The 23,199-nt window shown below is 38.3% G+C and carries 21 protein-coding genes; 18 read left to right on the forward strand and 3 right to left on the reverse strand.

Going from position 1 to position 23,199, the window contains the following annotated elements:
• Nucleotides 1–11: 11 nt before the first annotated feature.
• From R8N23_RS02890 to gldN, 9 genes are all read left to right on the forward strand, one after another.
• On the forward strand, nt 12–1,703 hold the full coding sequence (locus R8N23_RS02890; protein WP_318170062.1) for a BamA/TamA family outer membrane protein: 1,692 nt from the start codon (nt 12–14) through the stop codon (nt 1,701–1,703).
• Between the two features lie 47 nt (nt 1,704–1,750).
• A complete protein-coding gene (locus tag R8N23_RS02895) occupies nt 1,751–2,773 on the forward strand; it encodes an MraY family glycosyltransferase (protein WP_318170063.1) in 1,023 nt (340 codons plus the stop codon).
• A gap of 289 nt (nt 2,774–3,062) precedes the next feature.
• Complete coding sequence (locus tag R8N23_RS02900; protein WP_318170064.1) at nt 3,063–3,887, forward strand: DUF4271 domain-containing protein; 825 nt, start codon at nt 3,063–3,065, stop codon at nt 3,885–3,887.
• Nucleotides 3,888–3,919: 32 nt separating this feature from the next.
• Nucleotides 3,920–4,705 carry a uroporphyrinogen-III synthase gene (locus R8N23_RS02905; RefSeq protein WP_318170065.1) on the forward strand — a complete coding sequence of 262 codons (786 nt, stop codon included), beginning with the start codon at nt 3,920–3,922 and terminating at the stop codon, nt 4,703–4,705.
• Between the two features lie 100 nt (nt 4,706–4,805).
• Nucleotides 4,806–5,774 (forward strand): type IX secretion system membrane protein PorP/SprF, encoded by a 969-nt coding sequence (locus R8N23_RS02910; protein ID WP_318170066.1) that lies wholly within the window; start codon nt 4,806–4,808, stop codon nt 5,772–5,774.
• 186 nt (nt 5,775–5,960) lie between these two features.
• The gene (locus R8N23_RS02915; RefSeq protein WP_318170067.1) at nt 5,961–7,019 is read left to right on the forward strand and encodes an SUMF1/EgtB/PvdO family nonheme iron enzyme; all 1,059 of its coding nucleotides are present in this window, start codon (nt 5,961–5,963) and stop codon (nt 7,017–7,019) included.
• A 40-nt stretch (nt 7,020–7,059) separates the two neighbouring features.
• Nucleotides 7,060–7,893 (forward strand): gliding motility protein GldL, encoded by an 834-nt coding sequence (gene gldL / locus R8N23_RS02920; protein WP_318170068.1) that lies wholly within the window; start codon nt 7,060–7,062, stop codon nt 7,891–7,893.
• 35 nt (nt 7,894–7,928) lie between these two features.
• The gene (gene gldM / locus R8N23_RS02925; protein WP_318170069.1) at nt 7,929–9,512 is read left to right on the forward strand and encodes a gliding motility protein GldM; all 1,584 of its coding nucleotides are present in this window, start codon (nt 7,929–7,931) and stop codon (nt 9,510–9,512) included.
• Nucleotides 9,513–9,523: 11 nt separating this feature from the next.
• Nucleotides 9,524–10,390: a gliding motility protein GldN gene (gene gldN, locus R8N23_RS02930; RefSeq protein ID WP_318170070.1), complete on the forward strand. Its 867-nt coding sequence runs from the start codon at nt 9,524–9,526 to the stop codon at nt 10,388–10,390.
• Nucleotides 10,391–10,423: 33 nt separating this feature from the next.
• Here the strand turns inward: gldN and uvrC are convergent, their stop codons facing one another.
• Genes uvrC through R8N23_RS02945 form a run of 3 tightly spaced genes read right to left on the reverse strand, consistent with a single transcriptional unit; the run spans nt 10,424 to nt 17,010 of the window.
• The gene (uvrC, locus tag R8N23_RS02935) at nt 10,424–12,223 is read right to left on the reverse strand and encodes an excinuclease ABC subunit UvrC (protein ID WP_318170071.1); all 1,800 of its coding nucleotides are present in this window, start codon (nt 12,221–12,223) and stop codon (nt 10,424–10,426) included.
• 12 nt (nt 12,224–12,235) lie between these two features.
• Nucleotides 12,236–14,503 carry a transglycosylase domain-containing protein gene (locus R8N23_RS02940; protein WP_318170072.1) on the reverse strand — a complete coding sequence of 756 codons (2,268 nt, stop codon included), beginning with the start codon at nt 14,501–14,503 and terminating at the stop codon, nt 12,236–12,238.
• Complete coding sequence (locus R8N23_RS02945) at nt 14,500–17,010, reverse strand: methyltransferase (RefSeq protein WP_318170073.1); 2,511 nt, start codon at nt 17,008–17,010, stop codon at nt 14,500–14,502. Before R8N23_RS02945 ends, R8N23_RS02940 begins: the two co-directional genes overlap by 4 nt.
• A 183-nt stretch (nt 17,011–17,193) precedes the next feature.
• Here R8N23_RS02945 and R8N23_RS02950 point away from each other — a divergent pair, with 183 nt between their 5' ends.
• The 9 genes from R8N23_RS02950 to atpA all read left to right on the forward strand — a co-directional run bounded on the left by R8N23_RS02950 (nt 17,194) and on the right by atpA (nt 23,193).
• Nucleotides 17,194–18,060: a M23 family metallopeptidase gene (locus R8N23_RS02950; RefSeq protein ID WP_318170074.1), complete on the forward strand. Its 867-nt coding sequence runs from the start codon at nt 17,194–17,196 to the stop codon at nt 18,058–18,060.
• A gap of 16 nt (nt 18,061–18,076) precedes the next feature.
• Nucleotides 18,077–18,499, forward strand: coding sequence for a polymer-forming cytoskeletal protein (locus tag R8N23_RS02955; RefSeq protein WP_318170075.1), 423 nt, complete (start codon nt 18,077–18,079; stop codon nt 18,497–18,499).
• Complete coding sequence (locus R8N23_RS02960) at nt 18,453–18,698, forward strand: AtpZ/AtpI family protein (protein WP_318170076.1); 246 nt, start codon at nt 18,453–18,455, stop codon at nt 18,696–18,698. The genes R8N23_RS02955 and R8N23_RS02960 overlap by 47 nt, the downstream gene beginning before the upstream one ends.
• Nucleotides 18,699–18,701: 3 nt before the next feature.
• Nucleotides 18,702–19,091, forward strand: a complete 390-nt coding sequence (locus tag R8N23_RS02965; RefSeq protein ID WP_318170077.1) for a hypothetical protein — start codon at nt 18,702–18,704, stop codon at nt 19,089–19,091.
• A 14-nt stretch (nt 19,092–19,105) separates the two neighbouring features.
• On the forward strand, nt 19,106–20,191 hold the full coding sequence (gene atpB, locus R8N23_RS02970; RefSeq protein WP_318170078.1) for a F0F1 ATP synthase subunit A: 1,086 nt from the start codon (nt 19,106–19,108) through the stop codon (nt 20,189–20,191).
• A gap of 36 nt (nt 20,192–20,227) precedes the next feature.
• A complete protein-coding gene (gene atpE / locus R8N23_RS02975; protein WP_084373165.1) occupies nt 20,228–20,434 on the forward strand; it encodes an ATP synthase F0 subunit C in 207 nt (68 codons plus the stop codon).
• Nucleotides 20,435–20,502: 68 nt separating this feature from the next.
• The gene (atpF, locus tag R8N23_RS02980) at nt 20,503–20,997 is read left to right on the forward strand and encodes a F0F1 ATP synthase subunit B (RefSeq protein ID WP_318170079.1); all 495 of its coding nucleotides are present in this window, start codon (nt 20,503–20,505) and stop codon (nt 20,995–20,997) included.
• Nucleotide 20,998: 1 nt separating this feature from the next.
• Nucleotides 20,999–21,556, forward strand: a complete 558-nt coding sequence (atpH, locus tag R8N23_RS02985) for an ATP synthase F1 subunit delta (protein WP_318170080.1) — start codon at nt 20,999–21,001, stop codon at nt 21,554–21,556.
• A 56-nt stretch (nt 21,557–21,612) separates the two neighbouring features.
• Nucleotides 21,613–23,193 (forward strand): F0F1 ATP synthase subunit alpha, encoded by a 1,581-nt coding sequence (gene atpA, locus R8N23_RS02990; RefSeq protein ID WP_318170081.1) that lies wholly within the window; start codon nt 21,613–21,615, stop codon nt 23,191–23,193.
• Nucleotides 23,194–23,199: the final 6 nt, after the last annotated feature.

The following is a 23,199-nucleotide window of genomic DNA, read 5'->3' on the forward strand; positions in this document are numbered from 1 at the left end:
GTGAGCCGCTAATGTATAGACATTTCCGAAAACATATTGCTTCTTTCTACTTTGTTCTGGGTATAATCAACTGTGCCTACACTCAGCCCTCAGATTCTACATCGGTGGTGGTTGTTTTTGAAGGAATCGACGAAAAGTACTTGCCAAAAAAATCAAGGATTGATTCAGCTGAAATTGAAGTAACAAAAAGGACACTAATTTCTGAAATGAGAAGTGATGGTTTCTGGCTGGCCAGTTTGGATTCTGTGAAATACGCTGAGGATACGCTGATCATATTTGGTTATCAAGGCAAATCATTTGATGCAATAGAGGTATCGATTACTGATAAGAAAAATGTAGTAAGCAAATTGTCTCGCTTTCCTAAAATCAAATCTCGTCAACTCTCCTCTCCCGATCGGGTGGAATCCGAAATAGTTGAATTACTTGATTATTTAGAGGCTAATGGTTATCCGTTTGCCAGCTTTACTCTGGACTCTACACAGATGCTAGAAGAAACCCTTCAAGTTTTTTTTCAGCTGGATTTAGGAACAAGGATTACCTATGATAGTTTGGAGGTCAAACCAACAGGACTTGTGAAGCCGGTCTTTTTGAGCAAATACCTAGGGCTGGGCTATGGTAAAAACTATGATGAACGGGACTTGCTCGAAGTAAAAGATAAGATTCAGTATCTTCCCTTTTTGTCGTTGGTAAATATGAATACCTCCTTTCAGCTTAAGAAAGCTAAAGTGATGTTGGATTTGGAATCAAGGAAGGTTAATTATTTTGATGGAATACTAGGCCTTGTTCCAGACAGGGATGGAGAGGGGGTAGAGGTCACCGGCGAGCTTGATTTAAGCATTAATAATTTGTTTCAGTCAGGCAAAAAAATCGAGGTCAATTGGAAAAAACTAGAGCCTGGCTCTCAACAACTGCATGCTTCGTATTTGCACCCGATTTTATTAGGTTCTCCTTTGGATTTTTATTTTGCTTTAGATCAAATCCGTCAAGACACGGTCTACTCTAATCGCTCACTCAAGCTGGCTTTTGATTATCGACCCAGTCGAAGGGTCAGCATGCGCATCAGTTATGAGAGTTTGTTAGGCAATGAGCTGGATGATCAATCAGGAGCGAGTGGAGATTTTAACATTGATTATTATGGGTTGGCAGCGACTTGGCATAAACTGGATCAGCTTTATAATCCTAAGGAAGGTTTTAAGATGGCATGGACTGGCAACATTGGTAGAAAGTCCATAACTAATTCAGTCACACCCATTCCTGAGTCAACACAATATCGCCTACGAGCTGAACTTGAATGGTACAAGAGAATTTCCAACAGGTCGGTGATATATCTTGCTTCGCAAAATGGATTGATTTTTAATGATTATTTATACTTAAATGATTTGTTCAGACTGGGAGGCTTACAAACCATAAGGGGCTTCAATGAGCTGGAATTTTTTGCTTCCAAATATGCCCTGGTTAATTTGGAGTGGAGGTATTACCTTGATGCCAGTTCTTATCTGGTCGCTTTTTATGACCAGTCTTTTCTTTCCTATGAAATTCTAAATGGAGACTATGCTGATCGTCCTGCCGGACTTGGTACGGGTATGCAATTCATGACTGAACGCGGTAATTTCAAGATTTTATACGGCTTAGGAAAAAGAGACGGAGAGTCATTTTCATTTGCTAACTCGAAAATCCATTTTGGATATACTGCCATATTTTGAAAAGATATGGACTTTTGACTTACTTTGAGCCAAACTCACTGTAGCACATGATCGAATCCATACTGATATTTTTCTGGGCGCTTCTAATTTCTATGTTTTCTATTCCTACAATTATTAGCGTAGCGCATAGCAAACGAATATTGGATGAACCCGATTTTAGAAAATTTCATGATATCAACACACCTCGTTTAGGTGGGTTAGCCATATTTGCTGGCTTTATGACCGGAGTTGCCATCTTTGGCCAGATGTCACTTGGTATCCAGCAGCTCTTGGCTGGAAGCTTGATTATTTTCTTCGTTGGTGTGAAAGATGATATCAATGGAGTATCAGTATTCAAGAAGTTTTTTGTTCAGGTATTGGCCGCGGGTATTGTTTTGTTTTATGCAGATATCAGAATTTCCAGCTTTCAAGGATTTATGGGAGTTTATGATCTAGAAGTGGGAATGAGCTACGCATTTAGTTTTCTCGTCATTTTGTGCATTACCAATGCCGTGAACCTGATAGATGGTGTAGATGGCTTGGCGGGCTCAATTGTGATTGTCATTTGTATGGCTTTTGGCACTTATTTTTATTTGTACGGAGAGCCTAGTTATGCTTATGTGTGTTTTGCACTGACGGGAGCAATGGTTGGTTTTTTGAGATACAATTTGTTAAATGCGCGGGTATTCATGGGAGATACCGGCGCTTTGGTCAGCGGATTTATCATATCCATTTTAGCAATTCATTTTATTGAGATGGATAAAGTTGCTTCTGCCCCTGCCTTGGCAATCGGTATTCTTTTTATTCCCATATTTGATACAATTAGAGTTTTTATCATTCGTGTATATAGAGGAGTATCTCCGTTTATGCCTGATCGAAATCACGTACATCATTACCTTTGTGATCTTGGCTTTTCTCACTTGCAAGTAGTTTTGGTTCTTGTTGCAGTCAACCTTTCAGTTGTTGCATTTACAATTACCTTTTCTTACTTAGGCAACTCCGTTTTACTAACTATTGTGGGTCTATTTGCAGTAGTGAGTAGTGTCGTTTTAGAGTTTTTAAATAAGAGAAAAAGGCAAGTAGATGTTTAAACAGATCTGTATTTGGATCTATTTAGTATGCCTTATGCTTGCCCCTGGTGTTGAGGCCTCTGATATAGAACTAAAAAACCTGAAATGGGATTGGGAAGTGTTTGATCAAAAGAGTCAGCATTACGTTCCCTATTTCAAAAAACCTACCACAGATGCTGTTCGTTTCAAGGTAGACCTAAATAAATATAGAAACTCCTACCTCAAACTCAGTGTACCAGAGAAGCATTCTATCTGGATTCAAGACGAATTGATTTATGTAAGTTCACGACCAGTAACTAAATACCTCTCTTTGGATAGTTTACAAGATATTTATAGAATGGGAAGTTTTTATCTCTCAGTTTATTCAGATAATCTAAATGGTAATACTATTACTTCAGTGCTGGTCAATAAGGAAGATGATAACCTTTCTCTAAGAGAAGAGTCTTCTTTTTCAAGAAGAAAGAGTAATAATTGGCAAGACATTTTTATTATCATCTCAATTGCAACCATGTCTTTGATTGCGATATTTAGAGCGTTTTATTTTAGGCTATTTCAAGAATATTTATCAATTGGTAAATCGTTGCAGTTACGACAAAATTTTGAGTTGGCCGTAGCGCATGCGCCACTGGCGTGGCCTAACATAGGGTTCATAATCTTCTACTCAATTTTGATAGGTAGCGCGGTCATGATCTGTGATTTATTTCTGCCTAATTCTAGTTTGATTTTCCCATTTTCAATAAAGAATGAAGGAGGTATTTATTTAGGATTAAAAATTTCGATTTATTGCTTTGTTTTTATGATTGCCAAGCTGCTGTTAATTACAGCTGGCACGGAACTTTTTAAATTGAAAAAAGTAAAGTTGATTCATTTCTTTACTTACTTTCGACTCTCCTTAATCTTCGCTTTATTTTGTTTTTCGTTGAGCATTTTAGATGGCGTATTTGGAGGATATCTTGTCAGCACTTGGTGGAATTGGATTCAATTAATCGTTGTGCTTTTTTGGTCAGGACGCCTTGTACTAATCTATTTTGTTCTAAATAAGATTTATACCTTTAGAAAACTACATTTATTTTCTTACCTTTGCAGTTCAGAATTGATCCCGCTATTAGTATTTTTTAAGATTTTCTTAAAATAGTTACATAATAGTTTTCAAATAGGTACATCGGAATGAGCGAAGAATTATTGATTGAAGACAAGGCTAGGCTAAAGAAAGTATCCAGCATTTTAGTTTCTCAACCAAAGCCAACAGGTGATAAGTCACCTTATTTTGATCTTGCAGAAAAATACAATATTAAAATTGACTTCAGGCCTTTTATTCAAATCGACCCAGTCGATATAAAAGAGTTTAGAGCGCAAAAAATTGATATTTTGAAGCATTCTGCTGTGATTTTCACGAGTAGAAATGCAGTAGATCATTTTTTCAGACTAGCTGCTGAAAGCAAGGTGGAGATTCCGTCAGACATGAAGTATTTCTGTATTTCAGAGCAGACAGCTAATTATCTTCAAAAGTATATTGTCATTCGAAAAAGAAAGATATTTACTGGGTCAAGAACGGCAACTGAATTAATCGAAGTGTTGAAAAAACACAAAAACGAGAAGTACATTTTTCCTTGTTCGAATATTAGAAAAAATGATATTCCAGATTTTCTGAACGAAAATGGTTTCGATTGTACTGAAGCAATTATTTACAAAACGGTAGCTAGCGACTTGTCAGATTTGGCAGATGTTAATTATGACGTAATTGCATTCTTCAGTCCTTCTGGGATTAACTCTCTAATGGTTAATTTCCCTGATTTTGAGCAGAAGAAGACGAGAATTGCGGCTTTCGGACCTACTACTGCCCAAGCAGTAAGGGATGCTGATTTAATTTTAGACATTCAAGCTCCACTCCCTAATGCACCTTCAATGACAGGCGCATTAGAATATTACATCAAAAAGGCGAACAATATTTAAGTTCAGCCAATTTGTGCTGATCGAGGTAAGGGTATTTTCAATTTTTGATTATTATTACATAACACGTTGTTGCTAAACGTAATTGTAATCCAAATCCCTTATGAGGAAATCCTTATTTATATTGATTGTATTGGTGACGGTCGGTTTTACATCGATTGCTCAACAAGACCCTCATTTTACTCAGTACATGTTCAATAAGTCTTATTGGAGCCCTGCGCTTACAGCTCATGATGGAAAGGGAAGCGTGAGCGTGCTGAGTAGAGCGCAGTGGATAGGTTACGAACCTACATTTGAACAAGACGGTGGTGCGCCATCAACTCAATTTTTGAATTTCTCAACCCCAATCTCTTTTAAAGAATTGCCTTTAGGTCTAGGGGTAAATGTAATTTATGACAAGCTTGGTGTGCTAAACAATATGGAGGCTCAGGTATCATTAGCCTACCATAAGACCTTAAATAGAGGGACGCTTAGTTTTGGAATTAGGCCTGCATTTGTTAACCGTACATTGGACTTTTCAAAGCTACGATTTGTAGATCCCTCAGACCCGAAGAATGTTCAAACCAAAGAATCTCAAGCGGTTTTCGATTTGGCTTTTGGAATGAGCTACTCTACGGAAAATTACATATTAGCAGCTGGAGTTAACCACTTGCTAAGACCTGAATTGAATTATGGCCTTGATGCTTCTAGCAATGTTAGTAATAAATCAAGCATGATCTATAACTTGTATGGAGAGTATAATTACAGGCTCACCTACAATATTGATTTGACCCCATCTATGTTGGTCGCCAGCGACTTGAATACTTATTCGATAGACCTGAGTGTCATAGCCACTTATAATAAGAAAATATGGGGCGGGCTGAGTTATCGAAACAATGAAGCAATGGCCTTGTTGATGGGCTATTCATTTTTAGACAACAATCAACTTAAAGCTGGTTATTCGTTTGATTATATAATTAAGGAGCAATCAGCTAAGCAACCAACCTCGCACGAAATTTTCATTCGCTACGACCTGCCTTCAATTTCAACAGGTGCTAAAAAGATTATAAGAACTCCTCGCTTTAGGTATTAAATAGGTAATTAGTTAGTTAGAAATAGTTGTAAAGCAGGCGCTTTTCTTATTTTAGCGGAGTGAAATAAATTTTGTTCAAGAATTAATGTATCTTGAATTGTAAAGATTATATTTATGGTTTAATCCATGCAATATATTTTGTGTATACTTGTTATGTTAAAGTATGAATGTTATAAAAATTGTGTTATGAATAAATTTAGTGTGAGCCAAATTTTTTCGTTCCTTTTCCTATCCATAATTCTTGTTGGTACCCAAAGTTGCAGCCTCTTAAATATATTCGGAGGAGGCAAGGGTCAAGCCATAGATAGTAATGGAGAGTTGATAGGAGCTCAAGGACGAGAAGGTTGGGAAATGACTCGGCCCTTCGGTATGGTTGCTATTCCTCCGGGAACATTCCATATGGGACAGGCGGATGAAGATGTTGCTGCTACTCAAATCAATTACAATAAGCAGGTGACGATCGGGCCATTTTATATGGACGATACGGAAATTACAAATAATGAATATCGACAGTTTATTGAAGATATTACTGAAGGATCGGAATCTGATCTGCCAGAAGGATTTGTTGTAGAGGACTTAGTGCCTGATTCTTCTGTTTGGGTTAGAGACTTCACTCACCATATGGGGGACCCAATGATGGTTTATTATTGGTCGCATCCAGCTTTTGACAACTATCCTGTAGTGGGTGTAGATTGGGAAGCTGCAAAGTACTTCTGTAAATGGAGAACGGATCATTTGAATAATTTTAGAGCCGATCGTGGTCTATTCCCTATGCCAAACTTCAGATTGCCATCTGAGGCCGAATGGGAGTATGCTGCAAGAGGAGGCAGAGATATGAATAAGTACCCTTGGGGTAGCCCTTATATTAGAAATAAGAAGGGATGTCTTCTCGCCAACTTCAAACCAGGAAGAGGCAACTATTTTGATGATGGTTTTGCCTATACTTCACCGGTGGGAACTTTCTTTGCTAATGATTACGGACTATATGAAATGTCAGGTAATGTAGCGGAGTGGGTGGAAGATGCTTTTAATCCTTCGGCCATGCCATTGGTTTGGGATTTGAACCCTACTTACTTTGATGAGGATGAACCTAAGAAGGTGATCAGAGGCGGCTCTTGGAAAGATATTGCCTATTATCTTGAAACCGGAACTAAAACTTACGAATTTAAAGATTCCACTAGAGCATCTATTGGATTTAGATGTGCAATGACTCATTTGGGTCGATCTGGCGGGAATGAATTTTAATAATTATAACTGTATTAAATAACCTAAAATATTAAATAATATGAGTGCGAAAAAAGGTGGATTTAAAGAGCTTTTGTTTTCAACAATAATGCCTAAAGTATATGGTATTGGAGCTGCTGTAGTAATTGTTGGAGCCATGTTTAAGATTATGCACTGGCAAGGTGCTGGGGAAATGCTAGTAATCGGTTTGAGTACTGAGGCTGCAATTTTCTTTTTAAGTGCATTTGAACCAAAACATGCCGAAACTGATTGGTCTAAAGTGTATCCAGAATTAGCGGATGACTATGATGGACCTAAAGCTCAACCAAGAGCAGCTGTACCTGCTGCAACTGGCGGTGCTTCACAGCAAATGGATAAAATGCTTGCAGAAGCAAAAGTTGGCCCTGAGCTGATTAAGAGTTTGGGTGACGGCATGAGAAATATGGCCGAATCTGCTAAGAAAATGTCCAACTTAAGTGATGCCGCGGTTGCTACCAACGAGTATGCCACTAATGTGAAAACAGCATCTAAGTCGCTCATCGAAATGAATAAATCTTATGCTACTACTGCTACATCAATGTCAGATATGGCAAATGCTTCTAAAGACGCTTCTGAGTATCACTCACAAGTGAAAAACGTTACCAAGAATTTGGGAGCACTTAATGCAGTATATGAAATGGAACTTCAGGATGCCAACAGTCATGTTAAGGCAATGAACAAGTTTTACTCAAACGTAACTTCTGCAATGGAAGGTATGGCTGAAGCGGCTAAGGATACTGAGAAATTCAGATCAGGAATGACAAGTTTAAATACCAATATTACTTCATTGAACAAAATATATGGAAGTATGTTGGCAGCTATGAGAGGTGGGGGAGATACTTCATCAGCTAAATAAGTTAAATAATCTTTTAACCTTAAAAAGCGAAAATTATGGCTGGAGGTAAACAATCCGCAAGAGACAAGATGATTGGCATGATGTACCTGGTACTGACTGCCCTATTGGCTCTGCAAGTAAGTAATAGTGTTTTAGAGAAGTTTATTTTCATTAATCAGGCTTTTGAGCTTACTAATGAGGAAAAAGTCACTAACAATGCTAAAAAATTAGAGAGTATCCAAAATGCAGTTTCCGATGCTGGTAACAGAGAAAAGGATGTAGCTGTTATGACTAAAGCTCAGGAAGTTAGAGCGGAAACGACTCAAATCCTTAAAATGTTAGAAGTCTATAAAGAAGAGCTAATTGCTAGGACTGGTGGCATTCAGGATGGTGTATATGTTGGACAAAAGGATATTGATGCTCCTTCTGCCCTTTTTGTAAATGAAAAGGAAGGTGATAAACTAAAGGAGAAGCTAAATGGTTATTCAAAATTCCTTAGAAATATTACTGGAGACGAAGATATTGGAGATTTAGCTAAAGATGCTAAAGACATTCCAGTGTTTGCTAAAGATCCGAACCAAAACAAAAAAGGTTTTGCAGATTTGAACTTTGGCCACAATACACCAATGGTAGGAGCACTAGCTTCTTTAAGTCAGTTTCAGTCTGATGTTATTTCAGAAGAAACAAAGGCACTAGAAGACTTGGCAAGACAGGTAGGTGCTGAAGATTTGAAATTTGATCAAATTGTACCAATGGTTAAGCCTCACTCTAAAGTGGTAGCTGCAGGAACTAAATACGAAGCGGATCTTTTTATCGCTGCATCTTCTTCTTCTGTATCACCAACTATGACCGTAGATGGTAACGAAATTGAAGTGGTTGGTGGAATGGGTAAAGTATCATTCACAGCAACTCCAGGTAACTACGATAAATCTGGTAATGCAACCAAATCATTTATTGGTGCAATTAGTGTGAAGATGCCAGGTGGAAGAGACACTACTTTTGTTGACACCATTGAGTATATCGTATCTAAACCAGTAATGCAGATTCAGTCAGCTTCGGTTCAGGCTTTATATCTAAATTGTGGTAATGAATTGGACGTGCAGGTTCCTGCTATGGGAACAGCCTATAATCCATCTTTCACTACTAAAGGAGGTGTAAACATTAAAGGTGCTAATAAAGGTGAGGTGGTAATTATACCAAAATCTGCAAAAGTGACGTTAAGTGTATCTAGTAATGGCAATTTAATTGGATCTCAAGATTTTAAAGTGAAAAGAATTCCTAAGCCAGAGATTGTGGTTTATGGTAAGGGAGGTCCTGTTAACTTGAAAAGAGGAGTTAAGGGTGCACCAAGATCATTGAAGTTGGCTGCTGAGCCAGATGAGTCATTTGCTCAATTCTTGCCAAAGGATGCAAAATTTAGAGTGGCGGAATCTGAAGTTAACTTGGTTAGAGCCGGAAGATCTGTAGGAAGTGTTAGACCTAAAGGTCCAGATTTGAACCTCTCGTCATTAGCAAGTCAAGCCAGAGAGGGTGATGCTTTGGTAATTGAAGTGAAAAAGGTGCAGAGAAGGAATTTCAAAGGTGAAGTTGAAAATTTCCCTAATTTTGGACCTAAGATCATCACGATAAGAATAAATTAAACAAATTGGTTATGAAGAAATTTTGTTATGTAATTGGCCTTTTTGTATGTTTTGCATTACTCAATGTGGAGTTGGGTATGGCTCAGGAAAAAGCGGGTGGCTATAATAAAGATTCCGTTTACCCTGTTAATGAGGCATACAAAATGTTCAAAAAAACCGTTTGGAGAAGAATAGATTTGGAGGAAAAGCAAAACGCTCCATTTTTTTCTAGAAATGGTGAGTTGTCTACAATCCTTATCAATGCTGTAAAGGCAGGATTATTATTTCCTTATACTAACGACTCTGTGAATACAAGAATGTCTAAGGAGACCTTTTTGGAAAACATGAAGTTTGAAGACGAAGGTGGTGGACTTACTCAAGAGGAAATCGATATGGGATTTGGTGCTGATGCTGAAGACGACTTCTTCGGTGGAGGCGGAGATGAAGGAGAGGAGCCAGAAGAGGAAATTATTGACACGAATGAATTTGCAACTAGAGATTTTTCTATTGCAGAATTGAAAGAAGAAGTTTATTTCGATAGAATGAGATCGAGAATTTTCTATGATATTCAGTCAATTACTCTTTTTCTTCCTGCAGATAAGAACCCAGCATTGTTCGAGAAGCCATTAGCATCTTTTAAGTATAAAGATTTGGTAGCCTTGTGGAGAAGTATGCCGGATGAAGCTATTTGGTATAATGCTCAGAATATGGCTGAACATAGAAATATGGCTGATGCGTTTAACTTGAGGTTATTTGGTTCTAATTTGACAAAAATAGCTAATCCAAGGGATGACAGAATCGTAGATATCTATACAAAGTCAAGAAGAGATGCAATATTGGCATCGAAACAATTGGAATACGATATGGTTGAGTTTGAGAACGAACTTTGGGAGTTCTAATACATAACCACGCACTTATAATATTTAAAGGGATCAATTTGATCCCTTTTTTTGTATATGCTCGAGTAATATATTGGCCTTAGCTTGTCCGATTACATTTATCAGTTGCTCAGGATTTGCTTGAATAATCTTTTTATAAGATTTAAACTTGGTAAGTAATTTTTGTTTGGTTTTATCTCCAAAGCCTGCGATTTGATCTAGTTCTGAAGCTACTTGCGATTTACTTCTGAGCGATCGATGAAAAGTGATTGCAAAGCGATGAGCCTCGTCTCGAAGTTGTTGTATGAGTTTAAGTGATTCTGATTTTTTACTAATATGGAGAGGAATACTGTCTTCTGGATAGTAAATTTCCTCCAATCTTTTGGCTATGCCAATGATTGGGATTTCTGTGTAGATGTCAAGTGCTTTGAGTGCATCACACGCAGCGTGCAGTTGACCTTTACCCCCATCGATGACGATTAGATTTGGAAAGGGTGAGTTTTCCTCCTGTAGCCTCTTGTATCTTCTGAAAACAATTTCCTTCATGGAACCAAAGTCATCTGGACCTACTACCGTTTTTATCTTAAAATGTCGATAGTCTTTTTTTGATGGTTTTCCATTTTTGAAGCATACCATCGAAGCCACGGGATTAGTGCCCTGGATATTGGAGTTGTCAAAGCATTCGATGTGATTGGGAATTACCTTTAGCTTAAGGTCATTCATCAGCTGTTGTGTAACTCTGTTTTCTTTTTGCTTAGTCTTTTCTGCTTGAGACAGGGCTTCTTTTTTATGATAAAGGGCATTTTTAAGCGATAGCTCAACAAGCTTCTTCTTGTCACCGATTTGAGGAACAATGATATCTACGGATTCTTGCCAGTATTCAAATGTCTTATTTGTCAGGATTGTTTTAGATGAACTACTAAACCTGTCACGGAGTTCTATAATCAGTAATTCTAAAATTTGTTCATCCGTTTCGTCTAAGCGTTTTGATACAGTTAATGAGTCGGATATATTGATGATACCATTATCTACTCTCATATAGTTAAGAAAGGCTTTCTTATCTGTAGAAGTGATGGTAATTACATCAATGCCTTTCAACTTTTTGTTAACGATTACAGTCCTAGATTGAAATTTGTCTAGAAAGTCGATTTTTGTTTTGTATTCCTGGGCCTTTTCAAATTCCAGATTTTCAGCCGATGATTTCATAGTGGACAAAAAATGATCCTTTACAATCTTGAGATGTCCTTTAATGATGTGCCGAGCCTGTTCGATTTCTGATAAATAGTCTTCTTCTTTCTGTAGCCCTTCGCATGGACCTAGGCAATTACCAATATGATATTCCAGGCATACTTTAAATTTTTTTTCTTTTATGTTTTTCTCAGAAAGCAGGTAGTTACAGGTTCGTACTTTGTACAAGCTGCGGATCAATTCAAGCACATTATTAAGCGCCTTGACACTCGTATAAGGTCCGAAATACTCACCTTCATTTAATTCATCTCTACGAGTTGAGAAGATTTTGGGAAAACGTTCGCTAGAAATACAGATAAAGGGGAAACTCTTATCATCCTTCAATAAGATATTATACTTGGGTTGGTTTTCCTTTATTAGATTGTTTTCGAGCAATAAAGCATCGTATTCAGAATCAACAATGACATATTCTACATGATCGATTTCTTTAACGAGTTTTCGGGTTTTTAAACTGTCACCCTTTTGTCTATTGAAATAACTAGATACGCGTTTCTTGAGATTTTTAGCTTTCCCAACATAGATAAGTACCTCTTTATTGAAGTATTTGTAAACGCCTGGAGCGTTGGGTAAAGTTTTTAAATTTATGGGGTATTTGTTTTCACCCAAAATAAGTGGTGCTTAAAGATCAAGGTCATCAAAGCCTAAATCTATGTTTAAGGAATCTGCCTCTGTTGTACCACCTTCATAGAGGTCGCAATCTAATTCTACGCCAAGTGGGGTACTAGGTTTTTTGAAATACCCCTTTTCTACACCTGTTCTTGGGTCGTCGTAAACTTTTAACATAAAATTTTCCCATATAGGACGAGCGGTTTTTCCTCCTTGCCCTAAAGCCCAGTATTTGAAGTGTATACTACGGTCATCACCACCTACCCATGCACCAGCTACTAAGTCATGGGTCACGCCCATGTACCAACCGTCAGATGCATTTTGTGTGGTCCCGGTTTTCGAGCCGATTTCATTGTTCTGCTTTAATCTGTAATCCAGTGCATGTGCAGATCCATTTCTTTCTTCCATGGCTCCTTTGAGCATATGAATCATTAAATAGGCTGTTTTTTCGCTCAAGGCCTCTCTCCTTTTAGGTATGAAATCTTGAATGACAACACCATTCTTATCTTCTATCCTAGTGATAAAAAATGGCTGAGTCCATACACCCTGATTGGCAAATGTGGAATAGGCCCCTACTAATTCATATAAGGATACCTCTCCAATTCCCAAACAGAGAGCTGGAACGGCAGGTAGATCGCTTTCAATTCCACAAGTGTGTGCCATATCCACAGCAGCACGAGGAGTGATTTTTTGCATGATACGAGCGGTCACCGAATTTACTGACGCGGCCATCGCCTGTCGAATGGTCATTGTTTGACCAGTGAATTTTCCATTGGCGTTTTGAGGTGTCCAGGTTGGTTTTTCAGGATCGTCCATCATCCAAGTCACAGGTGCATCTACTGCGGTATAGCATGGCGAATACCCCAAGTCAATGGCGGCCGTATAGACGAAAGGCTTGAACGTAGAACCTGGTTGACGTTTGCTTTGCTTGACGTGATCAAATTTGAAGTACTTGTGATTGATGCCTCCTACCCATGCTTTAATATGACCAGTTTGAGGGTCCATAGCCATAAAGCCAGCTTGCAGAAAATGCTTGTAGTATTTAAGAGAATCAATCAAGCTGAAAGTGGTGTCTATTTCTCCTCCCCAGCTAAATACTGTCATATCTCTTGGGTAGTTGAGCCAATAGTTTAGAGAGTCTGAATCTTCGCCATATTTTTTGGCAAGGGATCTGTAGTTGGGTGTACGTTTAATGGCCTTATCAACGAAGTCTAGAATTTCATTGCCATCTTCATCTATCCATGGCGCATCTCCCTGTAGATGGTTGATAAATACACTTTGCAAGGTATCCATTTCTTCGGCCATTGCTTGCTCTGCGTACAGCTGCATGCGACTATCTATAGTCGTATATATTTTCAGTCCATCTGCGAATAGATCATAATCATTGGTTTTAGCCCAGCCCATAAGGAAATTCCTCATCACTGTTCGGAAGTAAGTGGCGAGTCCCTCATTTTGATCTTGAACCTTATACTGAAGTCCAAAATCTGATACCTTCAATGAGTCATAGGCTTCCTGATCTATTTTTCCGTACTTCAATAGATTGTAAAGAATCTCAGTCCTTTTTTCCATAGCAAATTCAGGGTTTCGGATAGGATTGTAACGTGTAGGTTTATTAATTAATCCAACAAGAATCGCTGACTCCTTATGATTCAATTCACTAGGCAATTTGTTGAAATAGGTCTGTGCAGCTACTTTGATACCATAAGTATTATTTCCATATTCAATCGTATTGAGATACATGGCAAGAATCTCTTCTTTGGTATAGGAGGCTTCTAATTGAACGGAAACTATCCATTCTTTCATTTTAATAATGAATATGCCGAAGCCAGGCACATCACTAAGTTTTCCACCCAAGTCTCTGGTTTTGAAAAGATTTTTGGCTACCTGTTGTGTGAGTGTACTTCCTCCTCCAGCATTTCTGTTTCCCATGAGGATGGTCTGGAAAAGCACACGGCCGAGTCCACGCAAATCAATCCCCGAATGCTGAGTAAATCTTATATCTTCAGTTACTAGCAATGCATCTATGAGTTCTTGAGAAAGCTCATTATAGGAGACTTCTGTTCTGTTATGGCGAAAGTATTTGCCAAGAGAAACTCCATCAGCAGAGAACAATTCAGAAGAAAGATCTGGATCAGGCTTTTCTAAAGACTTAGTACTTGGAAGACCACCGAATAATCCAAAGGCGTCAATTTTAATAGAATAAAACATGAAGAAGATAGCCAGTACTCCGGTGGCAAGTAAAATCCAAACTAATGCGATTAGCTTCTTGTATTTATTCATTGCTGGTAATTTTTCCTGTAGAACTTAAGATACGTGTCCAATTCCTTTGTTTGATAAAGAATGTTGAAATTATCTTTCGTGATTACGAAATTATAGAATTTGCCAGTCTTATTAATTTTTTCAGCAGGCTTTTCAGTCTCTACCTCCTTGTTGAAAGTGATGGCGGTTTCCTTGTCAGAAAATTCCGAGATAAGAATCATCGAATACTGCTCGTCCAGAATTAAATTTCCAATTTTCAGTGGGCTGTCCTCGGCAATAAGTGTTTTAAAATACTGTGGCAGTGCATCTGAAAGTTCCTGATCAGTTTGATAAACAAAGATGAAGAAATGAGGTTTTTCAAATTTTGGAATGTATTTCGCTCTCGTACTATTGACCAGATTGATCTGATACTGCTCTGAAGCAGTTACCAAAGAATCAGCATATGGTAATAGCTCACTTTCTGAATATGTAGCGATAAAGTTATTTAACTCATATTGGTACTTATATATTGACTCAGACTTTCCTTGAACAAGTATTTTCAATAGAGCCATGTTATCCACAAAGTCATTGTCTGGATATTCTCTCAAGCCATCATTGATCAAGCCCATAGCTTCTTGATAGTTGCCGCTTTGATAACTACTGTAAGCCTGTGCATATATTAGCTTTAGCTTTTCACTTGCAGCTTGTGATTCGGCTCTATAGTTAGGGTTGATAATAATTTTCGCATAGATACTTTCTGGAGCTTCTTCGAGTAAAATGTTTTTGTATCGTTCAGATTTAGGAATATTTTCTAATTCTTTAAAAATTATATAGAGCAGATACAATACTTCGTGACGATATTCAGACTCTGGAAAACGAGTAAAAAGACTCTCATAAGTTTCTGAAGAGTTATGTTTTTCATTCAAATCAAAGTTGTAAATTTTTCCTAGTTGGTAGGTCGCTTCTTCTATTTCGTCGAGCAGCTTTTGTTTGTCTTCTGCCGTCTGAGGCAAAGTGGCTAATAGCTCTGATTTGTCAATTTTGAATTCCGCTTCTTCTTCCTCCGAATCCTTGTTGGAAACTTTTTCACCGCCTGGACCTGGCTCTTCATTTTCATCATCAGCTGAAATGCTGGCCGTACTATTTGACCTGCGCCAATTGTCTTCTAGCTTTCGATCCCCCCAGACCCTTTTAAATTCAGACTTCCCTCGCGAAACGGCTGCCGTATTATAGAAGTACCAAGTGGTGCCTTCATAGTTGTTGGCTCCAATCCCTCCTGTGTTTTGGCTAAATACACTAGAGTTGTTAGCCGCCAATCTGGCTGCATTTCTTTTTCTCTTTTTCTCCTCCTCTCGTCGCTTCATTTCTGCAGCCTCTTCTTGTGCAATGTAGGCATCAAGAAATCGATCCAAAGAATCAGGAGGTAAATTGGTTAGGTTAAGCAAACTATCGTTAACCTGGATGATCGTGTACTGCTCAACGAAATTTTCTAAAATTTTCTGTCGGGCTTCTATTTCTGCATATTCTGCTTCATCCTTGGGAAGCACACTTAGTGTACTGTCATAATACAATTTAGCTAGTTTATATTCAGCTAGACTATCGTAATAGATCTTGCCGAGACTTAAATAACTGTGTGCTTTTTGTCTGTTGTTATTGACACTCGATCGAATGGAAGAATTATAATAGGCTATGCCTTGGTCCAAATAGCCATGGCGCACTTCGAATTTGGCCATTTCATAGTAGATCTTATCCTTAAACTCTTCATTCTTTCGGTCTTTGAGTAGCTTCTTGAAATACTTCCTAACTTTTTTTGCGTCATTAGTTTTGGCAAGTTGTGTAACCTGCGCCATGTTCAATTTAGTATAAAAAGATAGTTCATACGGAGGGTTATTCTTGAGTGTCTGTTTATAGTAGTTGTAAGCTTCGCCGTCGAACCCTAAAGATTGGTACACTTGTCCAATGATAAAATTGATTCTTGCCCTTTCCTTGAAATTAGTAATGAGGTCTTCAGCCTGAATTAGATTTTGAACCATATTGTTGTAGTCCCCACTCTTCTGATACAAATACCCCCTGGTTAGGTAAAGGTTCTTTAGATTCTTCTTGTTGAGCTTTTCTTTCTTGAGGTAATCTGAAACGGCAATGGCATTGTTGCTTTCTTTATATTCTATAAACGTTCGCATCAGTGCAACAAGCGCTTCATGTTTAGCATTATCGTCTTTGCCTTTAGTGTTTACATATTTAAAAGTCTCTACTGCATTTTGATAATCTAGACTGTAGAATCTGGCCTTGCCTACCAAAACATATGAGTCGTCTTCCCATTTAGATCCTTTGTGTCTTTGAATGGCCAATGAAGCTTTTTCTATGCAATCTTCTATCTGATCATTAAACGAACTGGCTGCAGTGGAATCGAATTGTGGAAAAATGGGTAGAATCAGATTGTAATTCCAGTCGTATTGATCCTCTATGGTTTGTTCTATAGTTTTGATATGCTCTAATGCAATGAAGTAAGCATTATAGTGGGCCGTCATATTGTGATAAGAGTTACTCATCACGTTATTTTTTTCTGGAGCACAGGAACCCAAAAGGACGGCAACGCCGAGCAATAGTATTAGACTTCGATGGATCAAATTCAATGTTTTCGAATAAACGCCAATTCAAACGCAATTAATACAATATTGGCTTAGTAAATATCTATTAATATATATTTTTACCGCAAATCAGAAGCTATTTCCTTGGAACAAAAGAGAACCCTTTCTAATCGGCTAACTACTAAATATTTACTCATTGTAAGAAATGAGGAAAATTTTGCTGAAAAATCAACTTATAGTTTCACATACTCTAAGATTATTTTGGTTTTGATGCTTTCCTTTTTTGCCTTCTTTGGTTTGAGTTTTTATTTATCCACCTCGTTATTGGAAGCTTGGTTTGATCCTCGCTTTGCTGAGCTGAAGGCAACCAAGCAGGTGATGGAATTAGCGACACGAGTGGATTCTCTTCAATTAGAAGTAAAAAGGAAGGATGATTTTATTAGCAACATCAAGACGATCATGTCTGGTGAGGATACCCAATATACAGATGTGGAAAATACAGGGAGTATTGAAAGTAGTGAGATTTCTGAAATTGTCGAATCTCAAGGTGTCAATGCAATCGATTCTCAATTCCGGGAGGAGTTTGAGAAGGGTGGACTTGAATTTCAATTGACCGACAACAGACTATCAGAAGAGCTCAAAGACTTTTTTCTCTTCAAACCAGTGGACGGCATCGTGTCTGAACATTTCGATCCACAAATTGATCATCTGGCAATTGATATTGTAGCTAAACAAGATGAGCCAGTCAAATCTGTAGCTGATGGAACTGTAATTTTTGCTTCCTGGACACAGGATAGCGGGTATGTTTTAGCCATCCAGCATAGGGGCAATTTGATCTCTATGTATAAACACAATTCGGATTTGTTGAAAAACGTAGGTAATTTTGTCACCGCGGGAGAAGTGGTGTCTATCATTGGGAACACTGGAGAGCTCACTTCAGGTCCGCATTTGCATTTTGAACTGTGGTACAATGGTAATCCCATTAACCCAGAGGAATTGATTAGATTTTAAACAAACACCTGTACTAATGTTTAATAATAAGCAAGAAATCAAAGAAGTGGAAGAACTTAGCAACTCTAGTAACATCATTGGCAAGGGAACCCTTCTGAATGGTGATATCGAAACTTACGGTAATATCCGGATAGAAGGAAAGATCGTAGGGAATATGAAAACCAAATCCAAAGCCGCATGTGGACATTCTTCACATATCGAAGGTAACTTGATCGCACAAAACGCAGAGATCGCAGGCCATGTGACTGGAAAAGTAGAAGTTTCTGAATTATTGATCCTTAAACCATCTGCAATCATCAACGGTGATATCATTACTAACAAGTTGATCGTGGAATCTGGAGCTACCTTCAATGGTGGATGTAAAATGGGCGTAACCATTAAAGAAATTCAAATTGGAGACACCGCAGAAGGAAAATCAAAACTCCTCAAAGCCGAATAAAGAAGAGGATCAGCCTCTTTCCTATTTAAAGTTTTCAGGGATGGCATTTGAAATGCTCGCCTATATCATCATAGGGTATTGGGTGGGCAATCAATTAGATCAGCATTTCGAATTTGATTCGATTCTCACGCTTGTAGGAATAATGCTAGGAATAGCTGGTGCATTGATCAATTTATTTCGAAAACTGCCAAAAAATTAATTCATGAAAGAATTGTCTAAAATCTCTGTTTTCACAGGGATTTTGATCTTAATAAGCTACTGTCTTTTAGAAGTATTCAAATTTTCATTTGTTCACTCAGCTATTTACCAAATCATAGGATTTCTATGGTTTCTGTACACCAGCATACATATTACCTATTTGCTCGTTGCTAAAAACCCAAATATTGAGAGTGCTATATTGCCATTAGTTGGTTTGGGTTTAAGGTTTTTAGTTTCACTTTTCACAGTGATGTTTTACCTGATCAAGTTCCCAGAAAATTCGGCATTGTTTGTTCTTAATTTTATGGTTGTCTATTTAATCTACGTAGTGTTTGAAATCACAGCCTTATTGTCTAACTTGCGACGAAATTCAAGTCAAGATCAAAATACATGATTAACGGTCGAATTATGACAACATTTAAGCATCTGAAAATCAACATTTTACTAGCGGTTTTCGGTCTGTTTGTATCACAGGCAAGTTTTGCGGGGGAATCGAAAGAAGGAGAAAAATTTGACCCGAGTACGATGATCAATCATCACATCATGGATGCTCATGATTGGCATCTTTTTGATCTCAAAGATGATAATGGTGAAGTACATGCGGTAAGCATCCCATTACCCGTTATCTTATGGGACAATGGATTGCAAGTTTTCATGTCGTCTGAATTCCATCACGGACAAAACGCAGTAGAAAGCAATGGCAATTACTACTTCAATGCGCATGAGCATATATATAAGACAGATGCCAATGGCACTTTGGAATATGATGAAGCTGGTGTCATCACCAATGTACACCCACTAGACCTTTCAATCACTAAAAATGTAGCGATGTTACTTATCAATGCCGTAGTAATGGTTTTGATATTTTTGGCGGTAGCTAGAGGGTATAAGAAAAACGCTAAACGAGCGCCGAAAGGAGTTCAGTCATTTTTCGAGCCTATCATCATTTATGTAAGAGACGAAATTGTGAAGCCAAACGTAGGCCCTAAATATGAAAGGTATTTGCCTTATCTATTGAGTCTATTTTTCTTCATCTGGTTTGGAAACCTGTTAGGCCTCCTTCCAGCAGCAGCTAACCTTACAGGTAATATTGCTGTATGTATGGCATTGGCAGGACTTACCTTGATCATCACATTAGCCTCAGGTAGAAAAACTTACTGGTTGCATATTTTGGATCCATTAGGAAACAGCATGCCCTGGTTGGCAAAATTTCCTTTGTATCTAATCTTATGGCCAATCGAGATATTAGGAATCTTTATTAAGCCTTTCTCATTGATGATTCGTTTGTTTGCGAACATCACAGCAGGGCACATTATTATATTGAGTATCATAAGTTTGACTTTCATCACACAGAGTATCGCAGTAGGAGTAGCTTCTACCGCATTCGCTACAGTGATGAACATGTTAGAACTATTTGTAGCGCTACTACAAGCTTATGTATTTACACTATTGACTTCGATGTATTTCGGACAAGCAGTAGAAGAACATCATTAAGAAATTATTTTTTTTTAACCATATAAATTAACTGTAATGGGAGCAATAGGAGCAGGATTAGCAGTACTAGGAGCAGGTCTTGGTATCGGAATGATCGGTAAAGGAGCAACTGAAAGTATCGCTAGACAACCTGAAGCAGCTGGTAAAGTTCAAACAGCAATGATTATCGCAGCAGCCTTGATTGAAGGTGTTGCCTTGTTTGCTGCAGTAATTGGCTTTATGTCTGTAAACGCAGGAAATTAATTTTTCTGACTTGGCTCTGTTTGCATTAGGCATCAGGGCCAGGTCTTATTTCAATTAAAAAAAATATAATGGAATTAGTTACCCCCGGTATTGGACTTATCATTTGGCAGACCATCGTATTCTTAGCGGTATTTGGAATATTGGCTGCGTTCGTATGGAGACCAATCACAGATGCGTTGAGAACAAGAGAGTCGTTCATTCAGGACTCATTGGACGCGGCAGAAAATGCCAAAAAGAAAATTGAAGAGCTCAAGCAAGACAATGAATATTTGCTGGAAGAAGCTCGACTAGAAAGAGATAAAATGATCAAAGATGCGACCGAGATTGCTAACAAAATCAAGGAAGACGCGAAAGACGAAACATCTAAGATCACAGCAAAAATGATAGAAGATGCGAAGTCAGTGATCAACACTGAGAAAAACGCAGCTTTAGCCGACGTGAAAAACTTGGTGGCTGAATTGTCATTGGATATTGCTGAGAAACTCTTGAAAGGTAGCTTGGCCGACAAAAAGGCTCAAGAGACATTGGTTAAAGATTTGGTCAAAGACATAAAAGTAAACTGAGATGTCAGAATTTAGGATAGCATCGAGATATGCCAAAGCGCTACTAGAGCTGGCTGAAGAAAAAAAGTGTCTAGACAAGGTAGTAGCGGACATGGAGCAATTCACAGAAGTCTGCAAAAGCAACCATGATTTGGTTTTGATGTTGAAAAATCCAATCATTAGCCACTACAAGAAGCTAGCTATCCTTAAGGAAATTTTCAAAGGCAAGGTCAATGACTTGACCATGTCTATTTTTGAAATCCTTGCCAAGAAGAACAGAGAAATGTATTTGCCAGAAGTGGCTGCAGCTTTCAAGTCGCAGTTTTATACTTTCAAAGGCATCGTGGAAAGTACAATTACCACTGTACACCCGATTTCTGATGCAATTAGAAAAGATATCAGTGCCATCGTGAAAAAGATCACAAATAGCGATGTGGTACTTACCGAAAAAACCAATCCTGAGTTGATTGGTGGTTTCGTTTTAAAAATTGGTGATAAACAAATAGATGACAGCGTGAGTGGCAAGTTGAAGGAATTAAGACTTCAGTTTGTAGACAAAGGCTATCAAAGTAAAATGTAATCACCAGACGGTGATTTGTCAATAAGAAATTAAAAGATCTAAAATTAACTACAGTAATGGCAGATGTAAGACCAGATGAAGTTTCATCGATATTGAGAGAGCAACTCTCGAATTTCAGAACAGAGGCTGAATTAGAGGAAATAGGTACAGTACTACAAGTAGGTGATGGTGTAGCCAGAATCTACGGTTTGACTGAAGCACAGTCAGGTGAGCTTTTGGAGTTCGAAAATGGCTTGAAAGCTATGGTTTTGAACTTGGAAGAAGACAACGTAGGAGCTGTATTGCTAGGTGAATCTTCTGACGTAAAAGAAGGTGATACCGTAAAAAGAACCAAGCAAATTGCTTCTATCAAAGCTGGTGACGGCTTATGTGGTAGAGTAATTGATACTTTGGGTAATCCTATCGATGGTAAAGGGGCTATCTCTGGTGATCTTTACGAAATGCCATTGGAGCGTAAAGCTCCAGGTGTAATCTACAGACAGCCTGTAGATGAGCCATTACAAACTGGTATTACTTCAATCGATTCTATGATTCCGATTGGAAGAGGCCAAAGAGAATTGATCATTGGTGACCGTCAGACAGGTAAGACTGCTGTTGCGATCGATACCATCATCAACCAGAAAGAATTTTATGACAAGGGTGAGCCTGTATTTTGTATCTACGTGGCCGTAGGACAAAAAGCATCTACAGTAGCTGGTATCTACGCTGCTTTGGACAAAGCGGGCGCCATGGATTACACAGTAATCGTTTCTGCTTCTGCATCTGATCCTGCTCCAATGCAGTTCTTTGCTCCATTTACTGGTGCTGCTGTGGGTGAGTTCTTCAGAGATACTGGTCGTCCAGCATTGGTGATATATGATGATTTGTCTAAGCAAGCGGTTGCTTATCGTGAAGTTTCTTTGCTTTTGAGAAGACCTCCAGGACGTGAGGCATATCCTGGTGATGTATTCTATCTTCACTCAAGATTATTAGAAAGAGCTGCGAAGGTCAACGACAATGATGACATCGCAAAAGACATGAATGACTTACCAGAGTCATTGAAAGGAAAAGTAAAAGGTGGTGGTTCTTTGACCGCACTTCCAATCATTGAAACTCAAGCGGGTGACGTTTCTGCTTATATTCCGACAAACGTAATTTCGATTACGGATGGTCAGATCTTCTTGGAGACTAACTTGTTTAACTCTGGTATCAGACCAGCGATTAACGTAGGTATCTCAGTATCTAGAGTTGGAAGTTCTGCACAGATCAAATCAATGAAGAAAGTGGCTGGTACTTTGAAACTAGATCAGGCACAGTTTAGAGAGCTTGAAGCTTTCGCTAAATTCGGATCTGATTTGGATAACGCCACTCGATTGGTAATTTCAAGAGGACAGAAAAACCAGGAAATTTTGAAGCAAGCACAATACTCTCCAATACCAGTGGGTGAGCAAGTAGCTACTATTTATGCTTCTACTAAAGGTTTCATGGATAAGGTGCCTGTAGAAAAAGCTAGAGCTTACCAAACTGAATTTGTAACCGTAATGAGAACTCAGCACGCCGACATATTGTCTGCACTAGCTGCTGGTAAGTTCGACGACGATACAACAAGTAAATTGGGCGAAGTAGCGAAAGAAGTTGCTACAAGATTTGAAAACTAATAAGCT

It is taken from the genome of Reichenbachiella sp. (assembly GCF_033344935.1).
GTDB lineage: Bacteria > Bacteroidota > Bacteroidia > Cytophagales > Cyclobacteriaceae > Reichenbachiella.